Annotated in this window: 36 protein-coding genes and 1 pseudogene; 9 read left to right on the top strand and 28 right to left on the bottom strand. The window is 59.5% G+C overall.

The window, feature by feature from the left end:
- Positions 1 to 595: 595 nt before the first annotated feature.
- Together J1G34_RS16260 and J1G34_RS27235 are read left to right on the top strand one after the other, a co-directional pair.
- Positions 596 to 835 (top strand): hypothetical protein, encoded by a 240-nt coding sequence (locus J1G34_RS16260; protein ID WP_262411824.1) that lies wholly within the window; start codon positions 596 to 598, stop codon positions 833 to 835.
- An 11-nt stretch (positions 836 to 846) separates the two neighbouring features.
- Positions 847 to 1143, top strand: coding sequence for a hypothetical protein (locus tag J1G34_RS27235; RefSeq protein WP_262411825.1), 297 nt, complete (start codon positions 847 to 849; stop codon positions 1141 to 1143).
- Between the two features lie 48 nt (positions 1144 to 1191).
- Here J1G34_RS27235 and J1G34_RS16265 read toward each other — a convergent pair whose 3' ends face one another.
- From J1G34_RS16265 to J1G34_RS16385, 26 genes and pseudogenes are all read right to left on the bottom strand, one after another.
- Positions 1192 to 1356, bottom strand: coding sequence for a hypothetical protein (locus J1G34_RS16265; protein ID WP_222994337.1), 165 nt, complete (start codon positions 1354 to 1356; stop codon positions 1192 to 1194).
- Between the two features lie 521 nt (positions 1357 to 1877).
- On the bottom strand, positions 1878 to 2849 hold the full coding sequence (locus J1G34_RS16270) for a hypothetical protein (RefSeq protein WP_222994338.1): 972 nt from the start codon (positions 2847 to 2849) through the stop codon (positions 1878 to 1880).
- Positions 2822 to 3526 (bottom strand): hypothetical protein, encoded by a 705-nt coding sequence (locus J1G34_RS16275; protein ID WP_222994339.1) that lies wholly within the window; start codon positions 3524 to 3526, stop codon positions 2822 to 2824. Before J1G34_RS16275 ends, J1G34_RS16270 begins: the two co-directional genes overlap by 28 nt.
- Positions 3523 to 4074 (bottom strand): baseplate complex protein, encoded by a 552-nt coding sequence (locus J1G34_RS16280; protein WP_222994340.1) that lies wholly within the window; start codon positions 4072 to 4074, stop codon positions 3523 to 3525. Before J1G34_RS16280 ends, J1G34_RS16275 begins: the two co-directional genes overlap by 4 nt.
- Positions 4071 to 4994, bottom strand: coding sequence for a hypothetical protein (locus J1G34_RS16285; RefSeq protein WP_222994373.1), 924 nt, complete (start codon positions 4992 to 4994; stop codon positions 4071 to 4073). The genes J1G34_RS16280 and J1G34_RS16285 overlap by 4 nt, the downstream gene beginning before the upstream one ends.
- 1 nt (position 4995) lies before the next feature.
- Complete coding sequence (locus tag J1G34_RS16290) at positions 4996 to 5634, bottom strand: tunnelling fold family protein (protein ID WP_222994341.1); 639 nt, start codon at positions 5632 to 5634, stop codon at positions 4996 to 4998.
- Positions 5635 to 5636: 2 nt separating this feature from the next.
- A complete protein-coding gene (locus tag J1G34_RS27670) occupies positions 5637 to 7262 on the bottom strand; it encodes a gp53-like domain-containing protein (RefSeq protein ID WP_459077114.1) in 1626 nt (541 codons plus the stop codon).
- 9 nt (positions 7263 to 7271) lie between these two features.
- A pseudogene (locus J1G34_RS27675) lies at positions 7272 to 8273 on the bottom strand (phage tail protein); the annotation flags it as partial.
- A 9-nt stretch (positions 8274 to 8282) separates the two neighbouring features.
- A complete protein-coding gene (locus tag J1G34_RS16300; protein ID WP_032895744.1) occupies positions 8283 to 8807 on the bottom strand; it encodes a phage tail protein in 525 nt (174 codons plus the stop codon).
- Positions 8804 to 9976 (bottom strand): baseplate J/gp47 family protein, encoded by a 1173-nt coding sequence (locus J1G34_RS16305; protein WP_222994343.1) that lies wholly within the window; start codon positions 9974 to 9976, stop codon positions 8804 to 8806. Before J1G34_RS16305 ends, J1G34_RS16300 begins: the two co-directional genes overlap by 4 nt.
- Complete coding sequence (locus J1G34_RS16310; RefSeq protein ID WP_122561079.1) at positions 9973 to 10290, bottom strand: DUF2590 family protein; 318 nt, start codon at positions 10288 to 10290, stop codon at positions 9973 to 9975. The genes J1G34_RS16305 and J1G34_RS16310 overlap by 4 nt, the downstream gene beginning before the upstream one ends.
- Entirely contained in the window at positions 10287 to 12599 is a 2313-nt protein-coding gene (locus tag J1G34_RS16315) for a phage tail tape measure protein (RefSeq protein ID WP_222994344.1), read from the bottom strand. The genes J1G34_RS16310 and J1G34_RS16315 overlap by 4 nt, the downstream gene beginning before the upstream one ends.
- Before the next feature lie 6 nt (positions 12600 to 12605).
- Positions 12606 to 12749, bottom strand: coding sequence for a DUF6890 family protein (locus J1G34_RS16320; RefSeq protein ID WP_370881244.1), 144 nt, complete (start codon positions 12747 to 12749; stop codon positions 12606 to 12608).
- A 20-nt stretch (positions 12750 to 12769) separates the two neighbouring features.
- Positions 12770 to 13057, bottom strand: a complete 288-nt coding sequence (locus tag J1G34_RS16325) for a putative phage tail assembly chaperone (RefSeq protein WP_032895740.1) — start codon at positions 13055 to 13057, stop codon at positions 12770 to 12772.
- A gap of 34 nt (positions 13058 to 13091) precedes the next feature.
- Positions 13092 to 13544, bottom strand: coding sequence for a lysis system i-spanin subunit Rz (locus J1G34_RS16330; RefSeq protein ID WP_032895739.1), 453 nt, complete (start codon positions 13542 to 13544; stop codon positions 13092 to 13094).
- Positions 13544 to 14077 carry a lysozyme gene (locus tag J1G34_RS16335; RefSeq protein WP_222994345.1) on the bottom strand — a complete coding sequence of 178 codons (534 nt, stop codon included), beginning with the start codon at positions 14075 to 14077 and terminating at the stop codon, positions 13544 to 13546. Before J1G34_RS16335 ends, J1G34_RS16330 begins: the two co-directional genes overlap by 1 nt.
- Positions 14074 to 14280 (bottom strand): hypothetical protein, encoded by a 207-nt coding sequence (locus tag J1G34_RS16340; protein ID WP_032895737.1) that lies wholly within the window; start codon positions 14278 to 14280, stop codon positions 14074 to 14076. The genes J1G34_RS16335 and J1G34_RS16340 overlap by 4 nt, the downstream gene beginning before the upstream one ends.
- On the bottom strand, positions 14277 to 14495 hold the full coding sequence (locus J1G34_RS16345) for a TraR/DksA family transcriptional regulator (protein WP_003235240.1): 219 nt from the start codon (positions 14493 to 14495) through the stop codon (positions 14277 to 14279). Before J1G34_RS16345 ends, J1G34_RS16340 begins: the two co-directional genes overlap by 4 nt.
- Positions 14495 to 14944, bottom strand: a complete 450-nt coding sequence (locus J1G34_RS16350; protein WP_032895736.1) for a phage protein — start codon at positions 14942 to 14944, stop codon at positions 14495 to 14497. Before J1G34_RS16350 ends, J1G34_RS16345 begins: the two co-directional genes overlap by 1 nt.
- Positions 14945 to 14950: 6 nt before the next feature.
- Complete coding sequence (locus J1G34_RS16355) at positions 14951 to 16072, bottom strand: DUF2586 domain-containing protein (protein WP_222994346.1); 1122 nt, start codon at positions 16070 to 16072, stop codon at positions 14951 to 14953.
- 11 nt (positions 16073 to 16083) lie between these two features.
- Entirely contained in the window at positions 16084 to 16764 is a 681-nt protein-coding gene (locus J1G34_RS16360; RefSeq protein ID WP_222994347.1) for a phage virion morphogenesis protein, read from the bottom strand.
- Complete coding sequence (locus J1G34_RS16365; RefSeq protein WP_169374835.1) at positions 16754 to 17203, bottom strand: phage tail protein; 450 nt, start codon at positions 17201 to 17203, stop codon at positions 16754 to 16756. The genes J1G34_RS16360 and J1G34_RS16365 overlap by 11 nt, the downstream gene beginning before the upstream one ends.
- Complete coding sequence (locus tag J1G34_RS16370; protein ID WP_222994374.1) at positions 17200 to 17670, bottom strand: head completion/stabilization protein; 471 nt, start codon at positions 17668 to 17670, stop codon at positions 17200 to 17202. Before J1G34_RS16370 ends, J1G34_RS16365 begins: the two co-directional genes overlap by 4 nt.
- 98 nt (positions 17671 to 17768) lie before the next feature.
- The gene (gpM, locus tag J1G34_RS16375; RefSeq protein ID WP_222994348.1) at positions 17769 to 18494 is read right to left on the bottom strand and encodes a phage terminase small subunit; all 726 of its coding nucleotides are present in this window, start codon (positions 18492 to 18494) and stop codon (positions 17769 to 17771) included.
- Positions 18491 to 19510 (bottom strand): phage major capsid protein, P2 family, encoded by a 1020-nt coding sequence (locus J1G34_RS16380; protein WP_222994349.1) that lies wholly within the window; start codon positions 19508 to 19510, stop codon positions 18491 to 18493. The genes gpM and J1G34_RS16380 overlap by 4 nt, the downstream gene beginning before the upstream one ends.
- Before the next feature lies 1 nt (position 19511).
- Positions 19512 to 20429 (bottom strand): GPO family capsid scaffolding protein, encoded by a 918-nt coding sequence (locus tag J1G34_RS16385; protein WP_222994350.1) that lies wholly within the window; start codon positions 20427 to 20429, stop codon positions 19512 to 19514.
- A gap of 163 nt (positions 20430 to 20592) precedes the next feature.
- On the opposite strand from J1G34_RS16385, the gene J1G34_RS16390 reads away from it, so the two are divergent.
- The 3 genes from J1G34_RS16390 to J1G34_RS16400 all read left to right on the top strand — a co-directional run bounded on the left by J1G34_RS16390 (position 20593) and on the right by J1G34_RS16400 (position 23763).
- On the top strand, positions 20593 to 22650 hold the full coding sequence (locus tag J1G34_RS16390; RefSeq protein ID WP_222994351.1) for a terminase large subunit domain-containing protein: 2058 nt from the start codon (positions 20593 to 20595) through the stop codon (positions 22648 to 22650).
- Positions 22562 to 23431: a phage portal protein gene (locus J1G34_RS16395; RefSeq protein WP_222994375.1), complete on the top strand. Its 870-nt coding sequence runs from the start codon at positions 22562 to 22564 to the stop codon at positions 23429 to 23431. The genes J1G34_RS16390 and J1G34_RS16395 overlap by 89 nt, the downstream gene beginning before the upstream one ends.
- Positions 23432 to 23505: 74 nt before the next feature.
- On the top strand, positions 23506 to 23763 hold the full coding sequence (locus J1G34_RS16400; RefSeq protein WP_043047335.1) for an ogr/Delta-like zinc finger family protein: 258 nt from the start codon (positions 23506 to 23508) through the stop codon (positions 23761 to 23763).
- Between the two features lie 38 nt (positions 23764 to 23801).
- On the opposite strand, the gene J1G34_RS16405 is transcribed toward J1G34_RS16400, so the two are convergent.
- Complete coding sequence (locus tag J1G34_RS16405; protein WP_222994352.1) at positions 23802 to 23987, bottom strand: hypothetical protein; 186 nt, start codon at positions 23985 to 23987, stop codon at positions 23802 to 23804.
- A 75-nt stretch (positions 23988 to 24062) separates the two neighbouring features.
- Complete coding sequence (locus J1G34_RS16410; protein ID WP_222994353.1) at positions 24063 to 24413, bottom strand: helix-turn-helix domain-containing protein; 351 nt, start codon at positions 24411 to 24413, stop codon at positions 24063 to 24065.
- Between the two features lie 84 nt (positions 24414 to 24497).
- Here J1G34_RS16410 and J1G34_RS16415 point away from each other — a divergent pair, with 84 nt between their 5' ends.
- From J1G34_RS16415 to J1G34_RS16430, 4 genes are all read left to right on the top strand, one after another.
- Positions 24498 to 24710, top strand: coding sequence for a helix-turn-helix domain-containing protein (locus J1G34_RS16415; protein ID WP_222994354.1), 213 nt, complete (start codon positions 24498 to 24500; stop codon positions 24708 to 24710).
- A 29-nt stretch (positions 24711 to 24739) separates the two neighbouring features.
- Positions 24740 to 25219, top strand: a complete 480-nt coding sequence (locus tag J1G34_RS16420; protein ID WP_279309148.1) for a YmfL family putative regulatory protein — start codon at positions 24740 to 24742, stop codon at positions 25217 to 25219.
- The gene (locus J1G34_RS16425; RefSeq protein ID WP_222994356.1) at positions 25216 to 25581 is read left to right on the top strand and encodes a hypothetical protein; all 366 of its coding nucleotides are present in this window, start codon (positions 25216 to 25218) and stop codon (positions 25579 to 25581) included. The genes J1G34_RS16420 and J1G34_RS16425 overlap by 4 nt, the downstream gene beginning before the upstream one ends.
- A gap of 73 nt (positions 25582 to 25654) precedes the next feature.
- Complete coding sequence (locus J1G34_RS16430) at positions 25655 to 25888, top strand: hypothetical protein (RefSeq protein ID WP_222994357.1); 234 nt, start codon at positions 25655 to 25657, stop codon at positions 25886 to 25888.
- Positions 25889 to 25891: the final 3 nt, after the last annotated feature.

The following is a 25891-nucleotide window of genomic DNA, read 5'->3' on the forward strand; positions in this document are numbered from 1 at the left end:
AAATGACCACCCTTCAGTTGGGAATCGCTATCATCTTCAAAGGGTTTTTTCGCGTGGCAAGCCAACATATATAGCGCTCTCCAAGCTGACCATGGAGTGCGCTGTATTGAAATCTCTGGAAATGGTCACAGGCCCCGAGAAACAAGCGCTGTGGTGAAATCACCCTCCATCCGCACGCACGCAGTTGCCGCCTCAAATAGACGCATCGCGTTTTGAAAAACCTCCGAATCCAAGCGTTTTCAATTTTTCGCCCAATGAAATCGGGGTCCGGTTGATACTCGTTCGTGCCCGTCCGAGTCAGCGCTTTGCAATACCGCTGCATTTCTGTTCAAATTTTTTCACTCTTTGAAATCACCAACCGCCCGCAGAGCTCCCCGGCCCGCCTGCGCTACAGGTTCGTTTGCATTACGTCCGGCTTTGCACAAAAAAAGAACGGATACCCCGTCGGCGGGAGGGGGATAAGTGCTTTTTTCCTCTGTTTTTTTCTTCACCGCGTAAATTCATACGCCTTCACCTGCACTTCGTCGGATCCACAGCCTCATGATCGAACGGCGCCATATACTGTTTACATATACAGTATTTTTCCGGTATACCAATGAGCGCTGCCAATCTATCGAAAGCATGGACCGTTGATACATGGATGCTATTTCTGTGGGATCAGTCAGCACTCCTCAAACATCCAGGCGCCCACCACAAGACCCTCTTGCTGCAGGCACACGAACTGCACAGAGCGCAATTGATCGAGCGAGACGAACTGTGCGACCTGCTTGAGCTAGCCGACAGTGCGTTGGCTTATGCGGTGGAAACGCGCCTTGAAGAATCAGGCAACGTTTGAGCGAGGTGCCTATGCATATGTTGGTAACACCGATGCGATGCAAGGGAGTGCCGCTGACCCCTCAAGAAAGACGACGTTACCCGGCCATAGCGGGAGACGTCCGCGTTAATGCGGGGATCTCCTGCGAGTTAGGACGCAGCTCTAATATAGCCATACTGCACAAAGGGATGCCGCTTGAGCCCAGCCCTCTGCCCCAGTTATTGGACGCGACGCTGTCGGGGATGGCTCCCTCGGGGTTTGTGCTGACCGGTATTGAATACATTGATGGATGCGCCTATGCGCAGTCCTGGTGGTGCAGGCTTGGGTGAGCAAGGCGGATAAAAGAACAGAGACCGAAGTCTCTGTTCTGTACAGCCTTACACCTGTTGAAGGATCTTGAACCAGCGGTAAGCCCAGTAGGCCGTCTGCAAAATTCGTATCACCTCTTCAGGAAGATAGCGTGCAATGAAGTTTTTCATTGTCGTAACTCCGAGAACTATGAGCCACACCACATCGGCGTGGAGCGTCACGCAGTTGATCATACGGACCAACTCCAACCTCACTCACTCAACCATCATCGTTATTAACGGCGTTAAATATAGGATCAATGATCCTAATTAACTACATAACTAACGACCTAAGTAACGATTGTTTTCGTAGTGAATGAGCTTGACGGTGCCTGCCGTGGGCCATAGGCTTTGAGTTCTCACGTTCAAAGCTGTACCACGAAACTGTTCCACCAGCGCTTAGGTGAAGACGTTATCACAAATTTCTCCTGAGAAAACTAGCGCGAGTGCCCCTTAGAGAGTGACAAAAGGCCCGCTCCCATGCGGGCCTTGCCGTTTCAGCGCCAGACGCGATCTGTCCTTATCGGTCCTTCCTCGCTAACTGCCGAGGTTTCTAAAGGGCGTTGATCAAAAACGAAGCAAAGCTATTCAACAGTTGGTTGACAACAAATAGGGCATCACTCAGCAGAACTTTCAGACGAACGGCTTACATTCATTTCGGAAATCAGTATTACATTCCACCTAATCCCACTCTCCACCTATTAACAGCCTACTACTTACAAAGTGATTGGTTTTAAAAGACCTTTCAATTGCAACACTTCGGTGGCATAGCCAGTAAACATGGCGGAATTACTAGGTACCGGTGTCGGACCATGTGTGTGGCCTGCCAGTTGCGCGTTCATTTGCTGAACGAGTTCAAGTAGATCACACAGCACCTGCAGCACGTTCACGCCGTCGGAACCCAACCAGGTCTGGGGTGCAACCATTCGCTGACTGACAGCCGCCACACTCTTCCGCAATCCCTCTATCCGTTCCTGCATGTCGCCGCCCACCGTTGCGTTGTGCTTCTGTCCCACCACCAGGTTCAAGTCACGCCCGGTCGCCTGGTGCAAATCATTCACCGCCGCCAGGCTTGCAGATCCACCCGACAATAGCTTGAGCGCGCCCAGCGCCTCGATCGTCTTGATTCCACCCACTGACTCGGTGGAATGGTCATCCACCGTCCTGGTGTGGTTCTGGAACGTTTCCGTGTTGCCCATAGCCTCGACTTCCCGCTCGATCGCCTTGTCCCGGATCTTGCCGTCAGTCTGGCGCAACCAGTTGCCGTTCGCGTCGACACGCTGTTGACAGGCCTCGCTGTGCTGCCACACCTGGTCACCTTTCGGCACGCTGGGCATGCTCAGGCCGTGGGGCAGGATCGTTTGGATATAGGGCTTGTGAGGCAGGCCGTAGGCAAAGCACACCACGACTTGGGTGCCTTCCTCGGGGAAGGCATAGATGCCCATTTCCTCGCCACCGGTCGGCAGCGGCAACGGCACGCCGGCCAGAATCGGCAGCTTGGGATCTGGCTCGCCGTCCGGCCCCATGACCTCGATGTCGACCGCATAGCGCGGCCGGAAGTCGTCACAGATCCCGGCGCCGGCCGGGGCGTCGGCCACGGCGACCACCCGGGCAAAACGTGGCAGGTGGTAACCACCGGTGAGTTCGGGGAATTGTCGTTCTACGCTGCGGCGGATTGCGTCGTCCATCGGATGGCCATCTGGTTGTCGATGAGCGCCACACTGGTGATGCGCTCGCCGTGGTTGATTGTTGCACCTGGTCGCAACCCGGGAAGGGTTGCAATCATCGCGCTTTGATTGCCCTGGTAGTCGTCGAACAGTTCCACCGGCAGCTGCAGCGGCGGGCGAACGCCAAAGAAGCTGTCGGCCCAACTGCCCACGAACACCTCTCCGTCACCCTGCTGTTGCCAGATGAAGTCAGGGATATTGAAAACCCGGGCCAGGCTGTCCATGGCTTGGTAGCCGGCGGCCAGGCTGTAAAAGAACGGCGCCTTAACCCCGGCATACGGCTTGTCCGGCACGCGAAAGCGTAACCCGGTGTGCTGGCTGATCTCGACCAGGACGGCGCGCAGATCGACGTGGCGAATGTTCAGCGGTAGCGGGTTGGCCAGGATCGCGGCCAGCTCACGGCAGAACAGCACCTGCTGGCCGCTGCTGGCGGTGGTGGAGCGCTCGACGTAGCCAATGAAGTGTCGCTGCAGCGTGTTCCCGTTGTAGCCGATATCGAGCGTTACCAGCCCCTTGACCGGCGCTTTGGCTTGAACGGTAAACGTCGCCCGTCCGGGGCTTTTCGCGTCCAGCCGGACTTCGTTTTTGACTAGGACATAGGGCACGCCATTAATGGCCAATTCCTTGTGCAGCTTCATGTGCTTGCCCCGCCCAACCAGCCGTCGACCTTTTTCAGCGTGGCTTCAAAGCCGGTCAGTTCCTCCGGCCCGCTGCTGGAATCGCCACCGGTACCGCCGGTGCCACCCACTGCCCCGCCCGGGCCGGACTGAGCGGTGACCGCGTTGCCCGATCGCCGCCCTTCGACTTTCTCCGGGTTCGACAGCTTTTCAGTCAGGGTGAACTGGATCAACCAGGCGCGCAGGTTGTCGTCTTCTCGGGCGCTCACGCCTTCGGTGAACGTGACTTGGCGCATACCAAACGCGGCGGCGGTGTCGTTGACGATGCGGTAGGTCTTGAGCTGGCCACCGCCTTCGGTCGCTTCCACCAGGCGCATCAGGTCGCGCAGTTGCACCTGGTCAACGAAAGGAATCATCAGGCTGACCGTCAGGGTTTTGGGTTTAAAGCCCTTGTGCCCCTTGTCGGTGTTGCTGGTCTGGCCTGACAGGTCGTCGCTCTCGATGCGCAGATTGCCGGTGACTTTGAGGTTTTTGCCGCGCACCTCTTGTCCGTCGAGTAGCAGCGTCATAGGCCCACCAACTCACGTACGAAGCTCAAGCCCTTCTCAGATCCCACCAGCAGCGCACCGGCGCACAATACCCATTCGTGTCCTGGGGCATCGCCGGCTAACAGCGCCTGGCGCAGCTCGGTGGCGTTGCCTGGTCCTATAAGACGCGCGCGCATGCTGCTGTCGGCGTTACCGCCGGCGAGCAAGGTTTTCAGGTCGGCCAGTTGTTGATCCCGGCCCAGCTGTTGAGCAGCCTTGCGAGTGGCCAGCGCGGCAAGGTCGGACATGGGTGAACTGTCGGCGGCGTAGCTCTCCAGAACGGCGAGCTGGCCAGCCATGGATTGCTGCGCGGCCTTAACCACGGTGCAACGCTCCAGCGGCAGCGCCTGCCAGCGCGGCAAGGTGCCGGCGGCGGGGATCTCCCACTTTTCCGTTTCAAGCTTGGATAGGTGCCGTGCGCGGCGTTCGGTTCGCACCAGGTCGGGCATCGGCAACAGCGCATTGAAGCGCGCCAGGCTGTTGGCCAACTGATCAAAGCGTGTGGCCAGAAACATCAGGCACAGGGCGAACTGGGGACCGCTCGGCCGGCCGGTGTCGCTCACGTCCACCAGTTTGCCGGCCAGTTGCTGCAGCAAGTTCGGTGCTGACAGAAAACGCTGGTAACCGCGTCCCTGGCCAATACCGCTTTGAAAAGGCGTCACCACCAGGCACGCAGGGGCCTCGCCCATTTGCTCTGTTAGAGCCGCACGGCCTGCAGCGATCGCGCCTTGGGCAGCACTACCCACCGGCCCCGGGTTGGTGCTGGTCTTGTCGCTCAGATCCGCCAGACGCTTGGCCGTACTGGCCAGCTCTCCACCGGCCAGGCCCTGGGCCGCTGACAGCTGGCCCATCCACTCGGTAGCTTGTTCAGGCCAGCGCATTGTCACCGGCGACCAGTTCATGTCAGGCATTTGGCAGCACCAGGGCAGGCAGTTCGGCCACCAGTTCGGCGCTGGTCGGTGTCTTGCGCTTGTCCTGCTCGATCGCCGTCAACTGATCGTAGCAGTAGGCCCAGCACAACGAGCGCCAGGTACGAAACGCCAAGCCGTCAGCTTGAAACTTCGGCACTGCCGGTTCATCCGCGTAACTGATCGCGTCCTTGAGGTCGGTATATCCCGCCGCTTTGGCAGTTTGATCCAGGAACAGTTGTACGCTGGTCACAACCCCTGCTTTTACCTGCTCCCACGTCAGCGGCGGCGGGTCCAGGGCAACCGGTCGGCCTTTGACGGCTTGAATGACTTTACCCTGCGCTTGGGCGGCAAATAGAGCCTGGTATTCAGCCTGGGTGATCTCCAGTAATTGCGCAGCTGGCGGCAGGTTACAGCCAGCATTCGGGACTTCTATCAAAGGTGGTTTGGCCTTGGGGTCTTTAACTTTGATCATCGGAGCTGTATCCGTTGAGCCCTCGGGTGCCATCCAGTCAGGGTCCGGCACGCTGATCATGGGTTGTTTCCACTTCGGATCAGCGATAAGGGCGGTGCGCTCCCCATGGGCGCGGGTGTCGTAGAAACCAGCTGTTGCGGCGTGAAAATAGATACTCATGATTAGTAGCCAGTGGCCTCCCAGTAGATTTCATCGGGCGAGTTGAAAGGACCGGATATCACCGAGAACTGAGAGTTGCTGACGATCAGAGTGTTGGTGCCGGTGCTAGTATCGGAATAAAAGACGCTTGTCCTGGATGCGACCAATGACGCGCAACGATTTGGGAACGCGATAGGAAAACTGCGGTGGGTCACAGTGTCTGAGGCGCCCAGTGTGAAGCCCCACTGTTTAATGAGGCCGGTTTGCGCGCATTTCCACCAGCCGCTTGGTCCCAGCGATGCAGTGTTCTTCAATACCGCGCCAGGCACGTCGGGTGTCGCCTGAGGCAAGTTCGTAAGCCCCGCCGCGCTACCAAAGTAGGCACCGGCCACGGACAGGTTGCCGCCCTCAGTTAGAGTCATCGCGTTGTTGGTTGAACCAACATGGGTCACCACCTGCGCGGGTGTGCTGGCTCCGCCGCCGGCATAGGCTTCCATTGAGGCCAAATGCCGCTCATTCCACTTGGTAGCGCGCCAAACCATGTACGCGTAGCTATTGATGGAACAATCCACCTGCACCGCTGGCCACCTGCTGCGCCAGTCGACAAACCCACCGCCCAGTTGCGGAAAGTCAAACCTTGCGGTACCCGTCAGCGTGCCGCCTGCCAGCGGCAGTTTGGTCGCATCCCCGATCGTAATGTTTTGGGTACCATCAAACTCCACGCCATTGATCAGTCGCGATGTCGCAAGCTTTGAAGCGCTGCCCGCATTACCCGTAACAGCAATACTGTAGGTGCCTGATAGGCGCGCAGCGGGAACAGTGCCCAGGGCAAGCGCGCCGGCGTTTAAACCGCCCAGCGATCCACCGTCACCGATGTAAGATCCCTTGATGGTGAGGGAGCCAGAACCATCGAAGGTAAACGCGCCAACGGCCCCTCCTACGTGCATCACTACAGTGGGTTGGGATGTAGAGGAACCGCCGGCATACACCTCCATAGCAGCCAGGTGACGATCTCCCCAGCAAGTGCCTCGCCATACTTGATAGGCAGCTGTGTTCGTCGGGCAAGAGATCTGCAAGGCCGCGCTACGGTCTTTCCAATCCACAAAGTAACCAGCCATTGCGGGAAAGTCCGCATAGAGCGAGCCGCTCAGTGTCCCGCCAGTTAATGGCAGCTTTCCGTCATCGGTAATCTGAATATCTTTGGAACCGTCGAACGGGATATTGTTGATACGCCGAGCGGATTCAAGGCTGCTCGCCGTCTTGGCGTTACCCGTAACATTGACGTCGTAGGTCCCCGCCAGGCGGGCCTTGGGGACTATCCCGGTCGCCATCTCGCTGGCATTCAAACCCTGCAACAGGGCCCCGCTGCCTTTGTAGCGGCCGAGGATCGCCAGATCACCGCTACCCTCGAACGTGAAGGCATTAATCTTCGGATGGACATGCAGCACCACCGAGGGGACGGAATCTTTAGAGCCTCCGGAATAGACGTCCATCGCCGCCAGATCGCGCTCATCCCAGTTCGTGCCTTTCCAGATGGAATAAGCGTACTGATTAACTGGGCAATCAATCTGCAAGGCTGGGGTTCTTTTCCACCAATCCACAAAGCCGCCACCCATCGCAGGGAAGTCAGCGCGGATGCCCCCAGCCATCGTGCCACCGGTGAGGGGCAACTTGGAGTTGTCCTCTACCGTCACGTCCGCCGAACCGTCAAATGCCACGCCATTAATCTTGCGCGGATTGCTCAGCTTGTCTGCATTGCCCGAACGCAGTTGGGGGTAATGACCGACCTGGGCGGCGAAGTGGTCAACCAGCGGCCCTTCAATTTCGGCAACCTTGCGTTGATCGGTTACCAGCCCTGAGCCTGCGATATGGCCCAACTGAATGCAGTAATTACGGGTTCCAGCGGCATCCACGTAGTCGACCTGGTTAGGATCAAAAACTACCTTCCAACTTGCCACTACATCGTTCATTTCCCCGCGTAAAGAAACGTGCAGCCACACGGGCGCCGGAGCGCTGGCCGGAGCGATCTGATAGGCGCTGGTCAGCTCCAGACGAATACCTTCAATGTAGGCCAATCCTGGATTCAGTTGATACCAGGTCCCGACCTTCTGTACCTGCCAGCCGTTGCGGAAGAAGCACGCTCGACCAAACATGTCGCGGTTGCTAAGACGCTCGCGCTCATCAATCCCTTTGAGGCGCACGGTAAAGTCATGTTGCCAGGTGCTGGCATCGATCGTGATGCCAGTCAGCGACTGGGCGCCGTCGAACACCACCAGAATGTTGCGAGTGACGTTGTTGCCGATCTGCTGCGGCGGAATATTCTTACGCTTCTGCTGCAGCGGGACATAGGCCACGGCCAACAGGACGTTCTCGGCGGTTTCCAGGCCGATCCAGTTCCAGTCAAAGTCCCCGATATCGCTGCCCAGCATCGAGCTGTAAACCACCTGATTGGGGTTCACAAACCCGATATTTTTCGGCGGGATCGTATAGGTGTGGACGATCTGCGCCGCCGGCGGCTTCGGCGCGGCGCGATTGACTGGGCTGTTCGGGTTCAGGCCGGGTACGTTGGCAAACACAAAGCGCACAACCTCAAGGCGCTGTTGAGCGCCGAGTTTCTGGGCAATCAGGCTTTCGCCTGCAAGGGTAATACTGGCTCCCACGAGAGGCTCCTACAGGCTGGCGATCAGCGTTTGCTGATCGTCGTTAAAGTCAGCCGCGACAAGGCGCAGCGATACGGGGGTGAGGGTCACGAAGTCATAGCGCCGACAGGTGCGGCCGTACTGTTGAATCAGCACGCGCAGCAGCTCCGGGTTCTGCGACAGTTGGGAGTCGGAAAGACGCAGCATCACCACGTCCCAGTCCCGATCGGGCATACGCTCGTCAATCTCGACATAGCCCACGCCCAGGCGCTGCAGGATGCGTTTGAGCCCTGCCGTGCTACCGGCGTCGACCGCGTTGATGAAGGCGAATTTGACGCGCAGGCGGTACAGGCTTTCCGGCTCATCCTTGAAGCGACTGATATCGCGCTGCCAGGCCAGCAGGTCCAGGACAGTCAGGTGGCAGGTGTCTGCATCCATCTGCAGCAGCGGCCATTGCAGCCAGCCTTCGACCTTTTCCCACCAGGACTGGGCAGCGGCTTTCAATTTGGCCAACTGCGGGCCATCAAGCCAGAACGGCAAATTGAGCTTGATCATGCGGGCACCACCTGCAGGGTTTGGATCCTGGGAATGCTCAGCTCTGACACGATGTCGGCATTGTCAAAATGCAGCGACTCAATGCCAGGGAACTGCTGGTGAAGCTCTTCGCCCAGGCGGCTGAATGAAAACCGCGACTGTGGATAGGTCAGCGTTGGCTGATAGTCACCGGTGCCGCTCTCGCGAAAGGCCGCACGAATGAACTGTTCAACCTCAGCCTGCAGCTTGGCGCGCTGCTCAACAGTCAGCAGCGGCCGTGGCCACAGGGTCAGGCTCAGCGCGTGCTGGGTTTCCGGCATCACCATAACCAGCAGATCATCGCCGTGGCCATGGTTGCCCTGGTCGCGGATATGCGCGTTGATTTGCTCCAGGTAAGTCGCTGCCGGCACGTCTGCATCAAACAGCACGTAGGCATTGGCACTGCCTGGCCCACGCGGCGCACCGTGCAAGAAATACACGCCGTCCGGCCGCACGCCCGGGAAGGCGGAAATCATGGCGCGATACACAGAGTCGGTGTGCCACTGGTTGACCGCCGAGAACTGGTTGCGTACGCGCAAACGCAGCTGATCGTCCGGCTCAGGATCTGCACCTGGTGCAATCAGCCAACCGTCCGCGTTCACCACCTGGACGATGCCTGCAATGGGCACCGGCAGGATGGCGTAGTAACCCGGGGCCAGGTTGTAGCCGCTGCCCACGTCCTCGGCTTCTACCGGGACCTCCAGCTGCAGCACGCCGTCCGCAAAGGTCACGGCCTGGGTAGTGATCAACTGGTAGATATGCCCGTTGATCGCCGCAGACTGCACCCTCACGCCGGCGGACAATTCCAGCGCGCCACCCGGCACATCGCGGGTGAACAGCAGCACGCCTTTGGCCTTGGTCGCACCTTTACGCTCGACGTTGACCGCCCAGGCCAACATATCCAGCCATTTGTCGCGTGCGGTTTTGACAAAGAAATTCGGCAGGATCGTGCCGCTGACGAAGTTGATCAGCCACAGCACCGGCTTGGTCACCAGCGCAGTGATTACCCGCCAGAACGGCGAATAGGCGCTGGTGTTGCTCATCTTGCTGCCCTGGGCCGCGACTTCCTTTTCCCACGCCTGGCGCAAGCCTTCCTCGGTGACTGGGATGCCGCCGTCTGCCAGAGCCTGCTTAAAATCTACGTCGCTCACAGGGTCACCTCGATGTCGCCAAATTTCAGCGTTTTCGCCGTGACCAGGTATTGGCCAGACTCCACTTGTTTAATCAGTGCCGTGCCCGGTACCAGGCGCTCGTCGGCCTCCACCAGCAGTTCCAGTTGCTGGATGCAGTCGCGCTGACGCAGCTTGCTGCGCTCGGCCACCAGAGTGACCAGCAAGCCGCTCTCGCGGATCATGTGCGCGATGTCCTGGGCGATGCTGGCCCGGTCCTCGATCAGCAGCGGCTGACGCGATGGGTCCAGTACCAGGTCGTTGTCGGCGATCAGCAGGTCGATGTATTCGCTCATCCGCCCACCGCCATGGCCAACATGCCTTCCAGCTCCAGCGGGTTCATCGGTTTGCCGGTGTGAATGTTGACGTTCTCCACGTGGGTGCCCTTGTTTTGGGTTTGGTTGTTGTTCTGGATGCTCGCCAGCAAGCCGCCCCGGGGCACTGCGTCGGGCCGTTTCGGTGACAGACTGGTGACTGCGCTATTGATCCGTTGCTGGCTTTGCTCGGCCTTCTCGGTCGGCTTGGACGCGGTGACCAGAGCCGGCGGTTGCGTTGGCTGCGCAACGTGTAGTTGCGGCCCGATCGGCGCCGGCGTTTTTAATGCCGGCGCTGCCACCAGGGCCGGCGCCGCACGCGGGGCTTCGGGAGCGGTCAGCGGCTGCGCGATCGGCGCCGGGGTTTTCGGCACAGGTGCCAGCACCAGGGCCGGCGCTTGGGTACGGGGCTGCAGAGCGTTGAGGGCTGGCATGGCCGGCTGCGGTGCTTTCGGAGTAGCAGCCATGACCAGGGGCGGCGCCTGGATGGGTTGCTGGGGAGCGCTCACCAATTGCGGCAGCAACGGTGCCTCAACCTGTGGCGCGCTGATGGTGGGCAAGTCAGGCGCGGCCGGCATGTCGCCGAACGCCGCATCGATCTGCACACCCGGGATCTTGTTCAACATCTCGATCAAGCCGTTGATCGCGCTTTTGAAGATGTTGACGATGCCGTCCCAGGCCGCGCTGGCCATGGCTGACCAGCCGCCCATCGAATCGAACCACTCAGACAGCGCGGTCAGTTGGCCACTGACCCACTGGAACGCCTCACTGTTAAGCAGCGCACTCGTCCACTCGTCCCAATAGATGATCGCCGCCGCAACAGCCGCGACCAGGGCAACAATGCCAATCACGATCCAGGCCACCGGGTTGGCCAACAACGCGGTATTGACCAGCCAGATCGCGCCCTGCCACAGCAGCATCGCGCCTTTGACCAGGCCCATCCATGCGACCATCAGCACCAGGCCAGCCACAAAGCCGATCACCATCACGGTGTGGTACAGAAACATTGCGATGCTGCGGTAGCCCGACCAGGTGAGAGCATTCCACACCACAGTGGCTCCCAGCCAAGCCATTTTCGACAGCCCCACAGTCAGGGTCAGCAACGACATGGCGGCGGTGATCGCCAGGAACGACAGCGTGACTATCCCTATCAGCCGGGTAATGTTGGGGAACAACTGGGTCCAACGAGTCAGCGTGCTTGCAATGCCCACCAGGCGTTCCATCAAAGGTGTCAGGATCGGAATCAATGACTGGCCAAAAGCGATGCGTAGAGCTTGCACGGCGGCGCCGAACTGCTGCCACGGGTCCACCATGTTTTTGGCCATACGCTCGGCGTTCTCCAGGCCACGCACATTGCCCAGTTGCTCCATGCCGTTTTTCAAGCGGCCGGTGTCGCCCATCAGTGTGGTAATCAGACGTGCCGCTTCACCACCAAAGGCGTCTCGCAGCTGCTTGCCGTTGGCCTCAATCGACAGATCCCCGAACTTGCCTTTGAGCTTGTCCAAGATATCCATCATCGGCAGCAACTTGCCCTGCTGGTCGACAAAGGACATGCCGAGCTTTTCCGACGCGCCGCTGACGTTCTCAAAGAAAGATTTGTAGAGCCCACCGGCCTCCCCGCCATCCATGGTGCTGCCCAACGTGCCCAGCACCGCCATTTGCTCGGCCAGGCTCACGCCTGCAGTGCTGGCCAGGCCGCCGGCGGCTTTGAAGGCTTCGCCGATTTGCTCACCGCTGGTGCGAAACAGCTGCACCGCCGTGGCGGTTTGGCCAGCCAGGGTTTCAACCCACTGCCCTTTCCCCATTGCGTCAGCTTGGCCTTTGAACAGGTTGTACATCGTGCCGACGTACGTGCCCATGGTGTCGGCGTCGGACTTGGTGGCCTTGGCCAACACGTCGCTGGCGTTGGTAAAAGTCGCCAACTGGTTGCCCACCAGTCCCTTAATGGCGCCTTCAATGTGATACGCCGAGGCGACAAAATCCCGGGCGTTTTCGCCATACGCCACGGAAAACTCCAAAGACTTGCGGTTCAACGCATTCAACGCATCCTCGGCCACGTTCAATGATCGAACTTCGCCCAGGGCGCGATTCATCTCAAGGGCTGGTTCCATGGATTGGGTGATACCGACATACGCGCCCGTAATGCCCGCCAGACCAAACCCCATCGTCTTGATGTGCTTTTCGCTCTGTTCAGCCAAATCAGAAAAGCCCATCTTGACCTTGCCCAGCGGGGCGGTGACCTTATCGGTCAGGCTCAAAATGAAGGCCAGGCGGGCGCTTTTGTCAGCCATCAGTGTTTATCCGTTGAGTGCGTAGGCGATGCCGTTGGCAATGGCGATTTCCATCCGGCGCCAGTGTTCATCCTCCAGCCACTTGGCCGTCCCCATCACCTCGGCGGTGGGCTCGGCACCAGGTAGCCAGCGACCGGCCAGGGCCACCAGTTGGCCAAGGCCGCTTTCGGTCAGTCGTTCGGCGTGGTCGAGGGCTTTTTTACGGTGATTTCAACGTCCGGGCCGTACTCCTCGAGGAGCGCGCCGGCCAGTTGCATGACCAATACCGGGTTGCCCAACTGGGCCTTGAGCGTGGCGCGCTGTTCCTGCTTAACGGTGGTCACCAGCAGGTTGTTGGCCGGCGAAACCTTGTTGGTCTGGGTCACGGCGTTGAAGTACTTGGTCACGTCCTGCGGGGTCAGAGCGAAGGTGAATTCCTTGTCGCCGACTTCCAGGGTGATATCGCGTGTATCGGTCATGGTGTTGCTCCGTTCAGATTTAGAAAGTGTTGAATCAGCGCAGGCAAACCCGGCGCATGTGGTCCTGCAGGCCCAGAATCATTTGCCGACTGAGGGCAAGCTGATCTCTGAGGGTGAAATAATCCTGTCGAGCGTCTGCTGTGAGTTCGGCGGTGCCTGCATCAGCCACGCCGCCGGCGCCGGCCGCTGGGGTGGCTGGGACGCTGCAGGTGGCGTTGAGGCGCAGCCGCTTAAGGCCAGCGCCAACAGCGCGGCGCAAGCCGTCGTTTTCGATGCGTTCATCGTTGAGTTCCTGGGTTCGTTGAAGGTCGATAGCGTCACGTTCGGCCAGCATCTCGCCGCTGATCCGCGCCGCTTCGCGCAGGCCGCTGGCTTCGAACAGCGCGGCGTCACGCTCGTTACGGGCGGTGTCGCGCTGGCCTTCCAGCAGATCGAAGCCGAACCAGGCCACCAGGCACACCACCAGGATGAAAATGCCTTCGCGCATCACAAGCCCGCCTTACACAACGCGGCTTCCGCCAGACGGCGAGCATGTAGCCCTGGGATAAACGCCTTCTTGCCCTGGGCGGTGGTGACGAAGGCCCACACTGGGGTTTTGCCATCCGGTGCCCAGGCCAGGGCCTCGCAGCCCTCTTTGATGCGGCCGGCGTTGATCAGGCCCACGGCGCGACTGGCGCAGGTGCTGGGGTTGCCGAAGTTGTGGCCATGACTACTCAGGGCGTCGAACGTGTTCTGGCCCACGTCCTGATTGGTGATGCAGTCGGCCAGCTGCAGTTGGCCTTTGCTGATCACCAACTGCTCCACCTCGCTGCAGCGAGCGTCCGACCAGTAATCCCCCACAACCACCGGGTAATGGCTGGTGTGGCGGGTGATGCCCTTGCACACGGTTGGTAGGCCACGGGCCAGCTTGTCGGCATAGACGATGTTCTGGCCGTTGCCTTCCCACGTGCCCAAAAACAGTACGAGCGTGGAGCTGCATAGCGCGATAGCGCCGGCGGCGATCTTGCCGCGCAGGCTCATAGCTTCACCTTCCAGTCACGCAGCATCTGGCGATACTTGGGAACCAACAGCAGGATCTGCAGCACCATGTAAACGGCAGTCAGCATGTAGGCGACAGCCGACCAGTCGATGGCCCCTGTCGCCCCAGTGGCGGCTACACCGATCGCAGGTGACGCTTTCGCCAGTGCGATGGCGGTGTCCTGGGCCGCCTGATTCGTGCTCATCGCTGCACTCCTTTTTCGAAAAAAGACTGGCACGGGACACAGCGGGTCTTGCCGCCGAGCGCTTGGCGCGCTGCCGGAATCTCGTTATCACAGTCCTGGCAGTGGGTAAGGCTTGGGCCCGCTGACTCTCGCCGGGCCTGGGCCAACTGGGCGTTGATAGCCTGGTCCCGCTGACGTTGTTCCAGGGCTTGGGCGCGATCGAACGGGCAGACCATCAGCTAATACCCTCGATCTCGGTGGCATCCAGGTACGGCACGCCGTTGATACGGATAAAGTCCGGGCTGGTGACCTCGAACGGCACCTTGTGCTTGGTCTTCTCGCCACCTTTGGGATCGATGCTCAGCAGGCTGGATACCTTCAACTTGCAACCGAAGGCCTCAATGCGCAGCTCGTCGTCGCCTGCCTTGGCAAAAAACACCGTGTCGAAGGCATCGAGCTTGCGAAAACTGCCGGCAGTGCGCGCCGCTTCGATCAGCAGGTTGAAGTTGGTGGAATCCAGCTCCAGTTCGCCGGCCGCTGCCACATCGCCATCGACGTAGCCGTCAGGCACGCCCCGGGTTTGTGCGGTCTTGCTGTTGTCGGTGATATCCAGGGTGCAGCTTTCAACGTGGACCAGCAGATCGCCCAGGTTCACGTCAAAGTTCTTGCCGCCAATACGTGACATGGGGGATTACTCCGAATCGTCGTTGGAAAGGTCCAGGGCAATGTTCGCCGTGAGGTCTTTCGGGCAGTTGTGGGGCTTGAGCTTGATGAACGCCTCAACGGCGGTTTTGCTCTTCCAAACCAGCACGATGTCGCCGTCTTTGGGCGACTCGATCTCGCCGGGGAACACCTCGCCGGCGAACTTGACCGACTTGGCCATGCGGCGCAGAGGGGCCATCAGCGCGTTGATGTTCACGGCCATGCTGTTGGGGGTGTTGTTCAACCGGCGATCGCCCACGCGGCGAATCAACAGCGGTCGCACCTGGCGCGCCGCCTTGTCAGCCAGGCGCAGGTACTCCACGACCTGGTAGTCGCTACCCGGTGCATCGAGCATGTTGCCGTCGCCCCAGTACACGCCCGGGTAATCGGAATAAGTTTGGGAGACGGAGAAACGCGCCTTGTCGAGTTCTGCGCGGATCGAGGACGGCAATGGCACGCCTTCGGAGTCGACCGGTACGGCGCCAAGCCCCAGCACTGCGCCGGTGGCCACGCGCATTGGGCTGTCAGCGATGCTGACGGCCGCATTGGCCAGCCGGCCGGCCAACACGCCCAGGTCGTTACCGTGCAGCTGCGGCACTACCAGGACACGCGGCGCGGATACGCCGGCGGTGATCGCTTTTTGAGCAACCAGGTACTCGGCCCAGCTTTGGAATGGGCTTAGCGACAGGCCGGCCGTGGCCGCCATGACGAAGGCACGACGGCCGTAGGTGTCATTCATCGACACGGCCGCGTCGTGCATGGCCGACAACTCGGCGCCGGTGGCCACCGGTTTGGTGATCACCACCGCCTCGACGGAAAAGCCCTGCTGCTGGGACATCTCCAGGGCTTTGATCCAGTCGCCGTCCGGCGCAATCGGTGCTGCCAGGCACGCCCAGCGATCACCGCCGTTCAAACGTGCTGCAGTGATCTGGGTTTTCAGATCACTGGCCGGTAGGCCCAACTGGGTGTCCAGATCGCTATCGATGTTGAGAGCGATCAATTTGCCGGTGTTTTTCGGACCGGGGCCGATGAACAGAAAATAGCGCTCGATCTCAGTCACGGCGCCTTGGCCCAGATTGAGATTGTTAACGCTGACTTTGCCAAGTGCCATGCTGTGCCTCGTTAGCGGGGTGAATTAAGGATTTGTTGGAACACCTGGTTAACCAGGTCGCGGGTTTCGCTTCCGCTCTCCACACCGAGGAACTGGCGTTTGGGCAGGGTGATATCCCAGCTTTGCGCGCCGGTGGACTCGGTTCGTTCGTCGTTCAAGATGCGGATCAGCAAGCCGGCCTTGGCGTAATTCACGTGTTCTTGAATCCACGCCACTGACGGCCTGGCCAGCGCCTTTTTGCCCTTCTGGCGAACACGAAAGCCCAGCCGGCGCAGGCGCTTGGCCTGTTTGTCGGTGCAGGCGATACCTGGGGGGACTTTGTTCCAGCGGCGCATCTGTGCAGCGGTACGCCGCTCGCTGACGCCGTTGTGCTGCTGGGCGGCGACCCAACGGGTCAGGGCGTTTTTCCAGCCCAGTTCGGCTTCGTCAGAGCTGACGCGGGTCACCTGCAGCAGCTTGGCCAGGCCGGCTTCCATCTTCTTTTTGCCCTTGGCATTGCCCTTGCGCTCAGCGAAGGGTGTGCCGTCGGTGTTCCGCTGCTCACGTACGCGTTTGCGGCTCATCGTCCGCACGCGCGTGGTCACTCTGTTCAGCAACCGCCGGCGCAGTTGGGGCGGTAGCTCAAGCAACGCCAACTGGGCATCGACATCGAGCAAGCCCCTGACATCGAGGTCGAGCGGCTTAGCGGCCATTGCTGCCTACCTCGCCATGCTCGGCAACCCACAGATCGAACGGGACGAACGCCCAGGTCTTGCCGAACGCCTCGATCTCGCCATCAGGGTCTTCGGCCAGGTACTGCGGTTCGACGAATTCCAGGGACAGGTCCACGTCGAAGCTGTCCTGGTCGAGCGGTTCAACTGCGAACAGCGGCGCAGGCAGTTCGTGGCGGTCCCGATCGGGATCATGGTTTTCCAGCCAACTGCCCACCAAAGCCATCAGCCTGGCCGGGTTGCCGGCGAATCGCTCCAGGGAGAACACAGCGCGGTAGCGCATATCAGACATGTGCAGGCCGTCGCGGTCGGGCTTCCAAATCAGTTCAAGACTGACCTGTTCCGTCCAGCTATCGAACTGCTCCGGCGCCACCAGGTTGCGCGCCATCAGGAAGGCGGTCAGCGCCTGCAGCTGGATCACAGCAGCGCCGCCGTAATGCGGCCACGGCCCTGCAGGGCGCGAACGGCCTGCTGGCTGAAGGCCAAGAAGGTTTCCGCACGCTCGGGCGCTTCCTTACCGGTGTTCTCGGCGCTTTCGCGCCGGGTGACAGTGGCGAACTGCGGAAGTGAAAGTCCCTTGGCGCGGCAATACACAGCCCGCTTGTAGAGCGCGATCTTATTGGCGTAAGCCCATTCTGCGGGGGTTGCCACACCTGCCGCTGCAGTAAGGCTCGACACGCCGGCGTCCTTCAGCATCGTTTTCACGCGGGCCAGGTCAGTATTCACCTCAACCATGGCGCTTTTCAGTGTGTCGACCAGCAGCTCTACCAAGTATTCCGCCGGCACGCGCTGTTCCTTTTGGAACTCGGACACAGAGAGGTCTGGCCAGAAACCGTCATTCTCGATCGCGTGTTCCACCAGGGCGGTAGGTTTCCCGGAAAAGCTCATTGCTGGTCGCTCAAATAGGGCGGGGAGCCTGTTTTCAGTGGGACGGTCCATAAATGGGCGGCTCACTTCCACAAGTCCCCGCTGGGGGGGGTAGTCGGTTATTCGGTGGCCGGGTTAGCGGCCGCTTGTTTCGCCAGGGCCTTGCGGACCTTTTCGATACGGGTGTCGTTGCCGGCTTGGGCGTACAGCTCCGTTGAACGCTCCAGGTGCTTGAGTGCGATCTCAAAATTCCCGGCCTCCATGGCGCGCATACCGATCAACTTGTGGTACTTGCTCGGGATCTGCTCCGTCAGCTGCCATTCACCGTCAACCAGGGGCAGCAGGTCAGAGAGGTAAGGCTCTGGGCTGCGGTTGGCTTTGTATTCGGCGTAGGCCCACTCACACACGGCGTCAGCGACAAAGGTCTGGATGTCGCGGCGCTTAAAGCGCTCCGGCATCTGCTGGCCCTGCTCGATCAGGAAGTCAGCCAGTTCCAACGCGTCATCGAACTGGGCGGTATCGAACAGCCAGACCAATACCTGCACTGCAACGCGATTCGGGAAGTTCAGCCCCGACTCGCAGTAGCGCTGCACGTATTCCTGGTACTTGGGCAGCAGCTCTTCGCGCTTGAGTGCCTGGCGTCCGGCCAGGCCATTGATCGCACTGATGCGCGCCAGGTCCTGATCCAACGCCGCCTCCTGCAGCAGCAAGTGTTTGCGCGCATTGGCTGGGCTGCTCAGGGCATCGCCCGGGGTGTAGGCCATGCCTGCAGTAGCGGCGACCGCCGCCACTGCAGTGCTGCCCATAGCCAGGGTGCGGCGCTTATGCGCCAGGGCCAGACTCACGCCAACAGCTCCACGTTTTCGGTCAGGGCGATCTTTTCCAACTGCTCGATCACATAACCTTCGTTGCGGCTGTTGTAGTCCTCGACGCGGGAGCGTTTCGGGTTCTCGATCGTCTGTTTGCGCCAGCTGGTGTCCTGGTAGTAGATCGACAGGTTGTCCCAACTGGTGACCAGCACCGCGTTGACCGGAAAGTTCGGCACGCTGAACGCCGGCAGACCGCCGTAGGTCGCAATGACCTGGGCGTTTTCGATGCGCTCTTTTTCGGTCGGCGTATCGCCTTGTTTGGTGTAGAGCTTGGCCTTGTCAGAGGCGAGCAAGTCGGTGCCGATGATCGCGACCAGGTCGCCGTCCTCGCGCAGGATCTCGTCCACCATTTGCTTGGTGTCGTGCACCAGGGCATCAAGGTTGGCGTAGTCACCACCGGCGCCCAACGTAACCTTGCCAGCGGCGGCGCCCTCTTTCAGTACCTGCTGTGGGGCCTGTTCGCGCAGTTGCTGCAGCCAGCCTTTGTTCACGTCCTGCAGCTTGGGATTCGCCGCCAGGTCGGTCTGAGGCGCGGCGCGGGTGCCATGGAAGCCGATAACGATCCGGTCCTGGGCAATGCGTTTTTGCACTGCAGCGGAATAGCGCTCTTTGAAGTCGGGAAACTTCGCCCAGGCGTCAATCTTGGCGTACGGCAGGCCCACGTCCGACTGGGTATCAGCCAACTCGTAGGTGCTGTTATCCAACGCCGACGCGTCTTTCGCTTCGCGGTCGGTGGTTTTGGTGTTCGTGCGGCCGGTGACCGGACCATTCACGCCGATGAAAACTTTTTCGCCCTTGATCTCGCTGACTGGGGTGACGTTGATACGCTCCAGGAAGTCGGCTTTCGCGGTGATCGCGTCGTTCAGTTCCTGGGCAATCGTCGGATCCACACTGAACATGCGGGTCGAATTTTCGATGCCGTATGCTTCAGCGATCGCTTCCTGCAGCTCGGCATATTGCTTGGCGCCGCGGGCGCTTAATGGCTGGGCCATGTCAGAGCACCTTGCGTCGTGGAGCGGTTACGGGGCCTGGGGTGCGCGGCAACTGGCGACCGGCGGAGGTGTTCTGCAGCGCTGTGAAACGCTTTTCCAACGCTGCCATGCTCGCCAACAGCGCCTTATTCGTAGCCCCGCCCTTACGGCTGAACTCACGCTCTTCTTCAGCAGTGGTGACGATGCCGTCGACGGCAGCTTGCACGTCATCGATTGGCTCTGGCTCTGGCTCGGGGGCCTCTTCGGCGACGGGCTCAACCACGGCCTGAATGCCGGCAGCGACAATCAGCAGTTGAGCCAGCAGGGCTTTTAAGGCCGTTGCGGTAGCTTCATCCATAGGGGGTTTGGTCTCAGTTGGGGTGGTGGGTTCGGCGGGCTCAGCGTCCGCCGCGAAGCGCTTGAAAAAGCCAGTGAGCAAACCGATTAGCTTGCCCACTTCGCCTTGGGGCTCCTCCTCAAAGGTGCCCAGTTCAACGGAAGCGGCGTAGTACGTGGCTTTGTTGGTTCGCCGGGAGAAATACAATTCCTGGGTGCCCAGGCTTGAAGGGGTGTCGGTGACCGCGAGGCCGGTCAGGTAGGATTTGCCACTACCGGCAAAATTCGGCCAAATTTCAATGCTGGTGAAGAGCTTCTGCCCCTGGTCATTCAGGTACAGCAGTCGGTCGTTGGGCTTGAGCTGGGCCTCCAGGGCAATTTGCCCTTCCTCCAGGTCGTCGCCCTCCTCAACCAGACGGACCGCGTATACGGTGCCGAAAGAACCTTCCGAACGTTGGTGCTCACACCAGATAACAGCCGTGTATTTAGACGGCTTGTAGGTTTCAGCGATATCGCGCAGTTCCTGGGGAAGGATCTCGCGACCATCGGCGGTGATGCCGCTGGTGGCGACACGTTTCCAGAACGAAACAAGGGAACGGGGCATGGGCGTTGACTGCGCTCAATCGGTTGAATGAGCCGCCAAGATAGGGAGCCGTCAGCCCTCAAACAAACGGTTCAAATGCGCGTTTCTCCTATATTCGAGATATAGGCGAATCACGGAATTTAACCCCGCGTTTCCAGCGTTTTCGCCGCATAGACTGCGGCCCATGTACTACTCGACCGAAGTTAAAGAAGCCGCCAAACGCCTATTTCTGCGCCGCTGTAAGGCCAAGGAAATTCAGGCGCAGCTCAACCTGCCCAACATCCGGATCGTCTACTACTGGATCCGCCAGGGCGGTTGGGAGGACATGCTGTCGGACGAAGAGCCGCTGACTGCCGTCGGCCGGCGGATCACCCTCCTCCTGGACAAGGTTGGCAGCCTGTCCAAAGACGACCTCAACGAACTGGACCGACTGACCATCGTTCGCGAACGCCTGCTGAAACAAGCGGCCAAGCCCGCACCGGTGGCGGCATCGAACGGCGACGACATGGGCGAGCCCCAGGAACCGCGCAGGCAGTCGCGTGGCGAACGCTCCAGCCGTGGCGAGGGCGGTGATAGGAAAAAGGAAAAGAAGGCCAAGAACGATATCAGCGGTCTGACCGAAGTCGACTTCCTGGATAAGTTCATCAGCAAGATGTACCGCTATCAGCAGGAATTGTTCGCGGCCAAGCAAAACCCGCTGACGAGCCGGATCCGCAACATCCTCAAAAGCCGCCAGGTCGGTCTGACCTACTACTTCGCCGGCGAAGCGTTCATGGACGCGGTACTAACTGGCGACAACCAGGTGTTCCTGTCAGCCAGCCGCTCGCAATCGGAGATCTTCCGCAGCTACATCATCCAGTTTGCCAAACAGTGGTTCGATATCGAGCTGACCGGCAACCCGATCACGCTCAGCAACGGCGCCGAGCTGCGCTTCCTGTCGACCAACAGCAGCACCGCTCAGGGCTATCACGGCCATGTGTACGTGGATGAGTACTTCTGGATCCGCGACTTCGAAAAGCTCAGCACCGTGGCCAGCGCCATGGGCACCCACAAGAAGTGGCGAAAAACCTACTTCTCAACGCCCAGCGCGGTGTCGCACCAGGCATACCCGTTCTGGTCGGGCGAGGAATTCCGCAACAGCAAACGGGGCAAGAAAGCCGGCGGCACTTGGCCTACCGAGGCGTCCTACACGCAGGGCGCGCTGTGCCCAGATGGTCAATGGCGCAAGACCATCACCATCCAGGACGCGATCGATGGCGGGTGCGATCTGTTCGACCTGGAGCAGCTGCAGCTGGAGTACGACGAAGACAAATTCCAGCAGCTGTTTTATTGCAAGTTCATCGACAGCAGCCAAAGCGCGTTCGGTCTCAAGGATCTGGAGCGGTGCTATTCCGACCTGTCGTTGTGGAAGGACTACGACCCGGAGCTGGACCGACCTTTCGGCAACAGTCCGGTGTGGCTTGGCTACGATCCGAGCCGCACCCGCGACGACGCCACGTGCGTGGTGGTCGCCCCGCCGCTGGAACCCGGGGCGAAATTCCGCATTCTGGAAAAGCACAGCTGGCGGGGGCATTCATTCAATTACCAGGCTGCCCAGGTCAAAAAGCTTACCGAGCGCTTCAACGTCCAACACATCGGTATCGATATCACCGGTGTGGGCTATGGCGTGTTCGACCTGGTGCGCGATTTCTACCCTAAAGCCACGCCGATCCATTACAGCCTTGAGACCAAGAACCTGCTGGTACTCAAGGCCCAAGACACGATTCAGGGCAGCCGCATCGAATGGGATGCCGGCTGGACCGACATTGCCCAGGCGTTCCTGACCATCAAGCGCGGCACCACTACCAGCGGCCAGGTCACCTACAGCGCTTCGCGCACCGACGCCACCGGCCACGCCGATATCGCCTGGTCGATCATGCACGCCCTGTTCAATGAACCCCTCAACACCAACAAGCGGCGCCGTAGCCGCTACGTCACGAGCGGAACCAATGCCCAAGCCACGACACAAAAAACCCCAAACCAGCCAACAGGCGCGACAGCCGCAGCCCATGCGAGCGTTCACCTTCGGGGAACCCGAACAAGTGCTGTCCGGCAACATCGGCGAGTACCTGGGGGTGTTTCTCAGCGACGACGGCGAGATCTACAAACCGCCAGTGTCGCGGGCGGGCCTGGCCAAGCTGCTGCGCGCCAACGCGCACCACGGCGCCATCCCCAAGTTCAAGCGCAACCTGCTGTTGCGTGAATTCATCCCGTCCGACGGGTGCAGCACGCAGACAATGGGCCGGGCGAGCCTGGACTACATGGTGTTCGGGGAGGCGTATTTCTACCGCGATACCAACGCCTTCGGCGAAGTGCTGGAGATGCAGCACCTGCCGGCCATCAACATGCGGGTGAAGGTCGACGGCGGGTTCCGGATGCTGCTGCCCGATAACAAGTTCATGGACTTCAACCAGGACGAAATTGAACACGTCCTGGACTACGACGTGGAACAGAACATCTACGGCGTGCCCGACTACCTGGGCGGCCTGCAGGCGCTGTTGCTCAACGAGGCCGCGACCCTGTTCCGCCGGCGCTACTACAGCAACGGCGCGCACGCGGGATACATCTTCTACACCAACGACCCGGACTTGACCGAGGAAGACGAAGAGAACCTGCGCGCGCAGATCAGCGCGAGCAAGGGCGTGGGCAACTTCCGCTCGATGTTCGTGAACATCCCCAACGGCAAGGAAAACGCGATCCAGATCATCCCCGTGGGGGACTTCCAGGCCAAGGACGAGCTGGAGAAGGTGAAGAACATCACTCGTAACGATGTGATCGCCGCCTGGCGAATGAACCCTGCCCTGGCCGGGATCATCCCGGAAAACAGCGGGGGGTTTGGGGACATCGAGAAGATCGATCGGGTGTACACCAGCAACGAGATCAGGCCGATTTGTCAGCTGTTCAGCCAGCTCAATGAAGCGCTACGCCAGGACAGGCATATCGCCTGGAGAAAGATCGATAAGGCAGGCGAAACCAATACCTGAAACCTCAAAGATAGAGAAATATCCTGCACAGCATGCCAAAATAGTGGCAATTTGCTGCACCCTGGGGAGGAAACATGAGAGTGACTTGTAAGTGCGGGCACAAAGGTCGGATTGCATCGCGAGAAGTGCTATCTACCGACTTCGCGAAACTTTACTGCCAGTGCCTCGACGCAAAGTGCGGGCATAGCTGGGTGGCAAACCTAACGTTTTCCCACACGCTCAGCCCGTCGGCGCAGACATTCGACCGGCTGCTGATCGATCGACTGCGAGACATGCCTAGGGCGCAGCAGCGGGAGCTATTTGAAAAGCTTGGATCGCAAGCGGTCGCGTGATGTTTACCGCCGACAGCAACATGTCGGCGGCTTAAAAATCAATTTTTGTCGGACTGGTCCGGGTTGCTAACCAGCGCTTCGGTCAGTCGGCGCAACTGCTCCTGGTCACGCTGACTCAACTGGCGATAAAACCCAATCAGGCGACGTTCAATATGCGAAAGCTCATACCGCGCAGATGCAGCCATTTCAACGTAACCGACATCGGCGTTTGTGCGATCCAACATGCGTACCACTCCATAAAATCAATTGCTGACACACTGATATGGGGGCGAGCCGGTGGCATGGCAGAAACACTCTGTTCAGATCGATCCTTTGACAACATCGTCCGCCAAGGCCTTAACAAATCGGCGAATAGCTCTCTGATCGTCCTCGGGAATGCTGCGGTACTGCTGAACGATTCTGTCCTCCAGTTCATTAAGCGAATCAAGCGCAAGCGTAGTACGACGGCCCGTCAGGATGTACGGCACATCGAAATTGAACTGAACAGAGACATTGCTCAGGTACGAGGCCGTAGCGTCGCTCGATCCAGATTCGTAGTTCGCTTGTGTCCGCTTAGAAATACCCAACGCCTCCGCGAGTTGGAGTTGTGTCATGCCGCATCGCTTCCGTTCTTCTTGCAGCCGAGAACCTATTTCTTCAGAAAGATGCACTTATTTTCATCCCTACTCTTTACAAGTGCACCTAAGTGCATCATTGTGCATCTCACACCACATGAAACTGCACGGATCTGCACTATGCCGAACTCACGCATCACCGAGCAAGCCCGCATACAGGCGCGGCAAGCATTAGAAAAACGTGGCCAGTCAGCAAAAGACTTTGCGGCTGAACACGACCTGAACCCCAGCACCGTGTATGCGGTGCTGAGTGGCCAAAGCCAGTGTCGCCGTGGGGAGGCACATCGCGCTGCCGTCCTCCTGGGGATCAAAGACGGCGTGATTGCACAGTAATGGCCAATACTCTTAGGGAACAGCAGAAGATGAAAAATCAGGTTCTAAAGACACGTCGCGAAGTGGTCAGTGCAATTATTTGCACCTTCGAAGGGGGCCGCGAATGCGCTGCCGCTAGGATCGGCTTGCCGCTCAAGAAATTTGATAACCACGCCTACGAGAATAACAACTGCCGCCCGTTGACGGATGCACAGATTTTTCAGTTGGAGCAAGTGACCGGTACACAGCACCTACCCAACTACCTAGCGGCAATGTACGGCGGGATGTTCGTGCCGGTGATCCATCCAGAGAACCTGGACAACGTGGAGATGTACACACGGGCCATGCAGAGTTCAGCCAAACAAGGGACGGTCGACCAGATCATCGCCCAGGCACTTGATGACGGGGTGATCACCGACGTAGAAGCCGAGTTGATCCAGAACGCCCATACCTTGCACATGGCCGCACGCACCGCCGAAGTGTATGCCGCGATCGATCTCTACCGCGCCAAATCGGGGAAAGCCAAATGACCACCCAAACTAATGCCCTGGACTACCAGGAATGCATACAGAACGCCGCGCTGGCTTTCCTTGAGCGCCATCAAGCTGAACACCTGGGCGATCTTTCGGCCTTTCTTAATCGCGCCATCAACCACCTGGTGGCCACCTTCGACGTATCCGAATCAGTTGCAATCAAGCTGACGTCCCTTGCCCATTTAGAGCTGCAGGGAGTCGCTTACCGTCAACGCCTCGATCTGGACTACAGCAACACCACCGTTGTGGTGATCAAAGATCCCGTCAAAGGGGTTTGCTGGTCCGTACCCGTCAGCCTTATCTACGAACGCATCTTGACCGCTCCTGACAACGTGCGTCTGCGCTCCGCGAACTCGTAACACAAACCCAACCAAACGCCGGCCCCATGTCTCGTGGGTTTGGGTGAGCTGCGCCCGAAATCGAGGTTTAACGATGGTAAACGTCGTAATTGTCACCACTCAACTGCCCCCAGCCGAGGCCGAAGCGTTGCTGGCCGCGCTGCGTGAACAGTATCGCTTGAGCCTCAATGAACATTGGTACGACGACCAATTCCGTTTTGTAGCGGACGGTCTTCGCCACGGCGCAATCCTCGCCCACGTCCCGGTAATGGCAGCGCAAAAACGCCTGATGGCAGCCCTGTCCCACAGCCTCAAAGCAGTGAAGTAACCC

The organism is Pseudomonas sp. Wu6 (genome assembly GCF_019891515.1).
GTDB lineage: Bacteria > Pseudomonadota > Gammaproteobacteria > Pseudomonadales > Pseudomonadaceae > Aquipseudomonas > Aquipseudomonas orientalis_A.